This window comes from Rhizobium sp. P1_E1, assembly GCF_056406015.1.
In genome coordinates this window covers 1-2534 of the sequence record NZ_JBFUAY010000395.1, presented here as the reverse complement: position 1 = coordinate 2534, position 2534 = coordinate 1, and the positions used below count along the sequence as shown (strand labels likewise).

At 58.7% G+C, this 2534-nt stretch carries 3 protein-coding genes; 1 reads left to right on the top strand and 2 read right to left on the bottom strand.

From position 1 onward, the window contains the following. Positions 1–967 (bottom strand): ABC transporter substrate-binding protein (locus AC1D1Z_RS36225; protein ID WP_477853626.1); only part of this gene is annotated, 967 nt, incomplete at its 3' end. 122 nt (positions 968–1089) lie between these two features. Between AC1D1Z_RS36225 and AC1D1Z_RS36220 the strand changes: the two genes are divergently transcribed. Beyond that, positions 1090–1992, top strand: a complete 903-nt coding sequence (locus AC1D1Z_RS36220) for a LysR family transcriptional regulator (protein WP_477853624.1) — start codon at positions 1090–1092, stop codon at positions 1990–1992. A gap of 76 nt (positions 1993–2068) precedes the next feature. Here the strand turns inward: AC1D1Z_RS36220 and AC1D1Z_RS36215 are convergent. After that, positions 2069–2534: OB-fold nucleic acid binding domain-containing protein (locus AC1D1Z_RS36215; protein WP_477853622.1), on the bottom strand; the 466-nt coding region annotated here is incomplete at its 5' end.

Here is a 2534-nt window from a genome sequence, read left to right as displayed (position 1 = left end):
GCGTATAGGCTTTCCTGAACTCCAGGTCGGCTGGATAGACGCCTGCCTTCACCATGTCAGCGAAAAAATCCGCCCAGCGCGTATCCGTCATCGCACCAATGCCCTCGCCGCTCTCATTGGAAACGATATGGCGGTCCCGCATCTCGTTGATCGAGGCCTCCCAAAGGCCCTCGCCATAGGCGGGATCGGTGTTGATCGAGGTCGCGAGCTTCATTGCGGGTGTGTAATCGCCAGTCATGCAGCTCTTCCAGCCTTCGGCCGTGGCGCTCAGGAACGCCCTGACGGCATCGGGATGTGCCTCGATATAGCTGCTCATGCCAAAGACGGTCGTCGCATAGTTGAGATAGCCGTGATCTGCGAGCAGCATGATCACCGGAGGCTGGTCGAGCTGGTTGCCGAGGTAATGGGCATCCGCCGTGACATAGCCCTGCTGGATCGCGGTCTTGTCGGAGACGAAGACCGCAGAGCTATAGGTGTAGGGCCGCAACTGGTCGTCGGTGAAACCGAAACGGTATTTGAGGAACTGCCAGAATTCGCCGCGGGCGAAGTCGGCCACCATCACCGGCCGACCTTTGACGTCCTCCAGTTTGGATACCCCCTGCCCTGCATGAGCGACGAGGGTCTGAGGATCCTTCTGGAAGAAGGCCGCGACTGTGACGCCGGGTATACCCTGCTTGACCATATTGAGCGTGGTGAAACTTGATCCCATGCCGAGATCCTGCTCGCCGCCCGCAACCAACATGGCGGTGTTGATGCCAGGTCCACCGGCCATCAGGTCCACATCGAGGCCTGCCTTCTCGTAAAGCCCCGTCGCCTTGGCCTGGAAGAAGCCGCAATGCTCGGCCTCGGGCAGCCAGCCGAGACCGAAACGGATCTTGTCGAGTGCGGCGGCAGGGCCACTGGCGCCGAGCAGAAGCGTAGCGGCCATCATTGCAAGCCCGCCGACGCGGGTGGTCTTGGTTGACATTGTTGTTCCCCATTCTTGGTGTTGTGCGAGCACGCTACGTCAACTAATGTCCTCTTTACAGCGTCATTTTTGCGCATATATGTCCCAGTTTTTGCAACAACAACCTGAAGAGTGACAAACCGATGAACCAAAAGACCCTGCGGTTTCTCGAACAGGTCTCCCGTTTCGGATCGATGCGGAAGGCCGCCGAAAACCTCAACATTTCCTCGTCCGCGCTCAACCGGCAGATCTTGGCCCTGGAAGAAGAAGTCGGGATGCCCCTGTTCGAGCGTCTTCCTCGCAAACTCCGGCTGACAGCGGCTGGCGAGGTGCTCGTCGCGCACGCACAAGCGGTGGAACGCGATTATCGCTCGACGATGGGCCGCATCGCCGCACTGAAGGGAATGGAAAGAGGCACGATCCGGCTCTCTACCATGGGCGGATTGATCTACGGCCCACTCCTGGCCCTGGCCTGCGAATTCATCCGCCAACACAGCCGCATGCTGGTGCGGGTGGAGATTCAGCCGTCGCCCGAGGCGATCGCTGCACGCGTCATGTCGGGAGAAAGTGATATTGGGTTGGGTTACAACATACTACCCAATCCGGGCCTTCGTATTCTGCAGACGATCGACGTGGAAATCGGAGCAGTCGTTTCCCCGGACCATTCCCTTACACACAAGTCGGCTCTTCGCTTATCGGACTGCATCCAGTATCCGATCGTGACGGGGAYCGACACGATGGCGATCCGCAGCGTCATGGATCATGCCTTCGCCTCTGCCGAACTGCCCTTGCAGCCGACGGTGGAAACCGATTCTATCGAAGTCATCAAACAGTTCGCGATGAGTGGCAGCGCCATCACTTTCCTTAACCCCTTCGACATCAGTGCGGAGATGGAGCGCGGAGCGTTGATGTGGCTGCCACTCGTAGAGCGTTATTTCCCCATCCCATCCCTTCGCCTCGTCGTCCGCTCGAAAGGTGTACTGGAGACTGCTGCGGCAAGGCTTGCTGAAAATATCAAGTCGCAGATGAGCGCATACAGCGGATGAATAGGCAGCGCTCAACGCTCGCCTTGAAAGGAAACGACCCGCCGTTCTCCATCAAGCGAGCGATCGCACTGGATCTTCAGTGAAAATTCCTGCTCTTCACCTTCAGCGTATCGATGTGAAGGTCAGGCACGAACATGTCGCGCGGGACTATGACCGGCTTCGGCTTGTCCCGTGGATCCGGGCCTGTCCCATGGGCAAACTCATCGCCGCGTCCGGTCGGTAATTTGAACTCTTCATCACGATCGGCAAGACCAACTAGGTCGCCTGACAGGTCGAAGAGCTGCTGGGCGACAAGATGGACGACCTCCCCTTCCCGCTGGATCCTGCCATTGATCGCCATCATCGAGGACCCAAGAACGACCCGCCTTCGTTTTTCAAAGAGTGTCGGCCAGACAACCAGGTTAGCCGGCCCGGTCTCGTCCTCGATGGTGATGAACATGACGCCCTTGGCCGAGCCCGGCTTCTGCCGCACCAGCACAAGTCCTGATGTATAGACCCAGCGCCCGTCCCTCGAATTCATCGCCTCCGCACAGGTAATGATG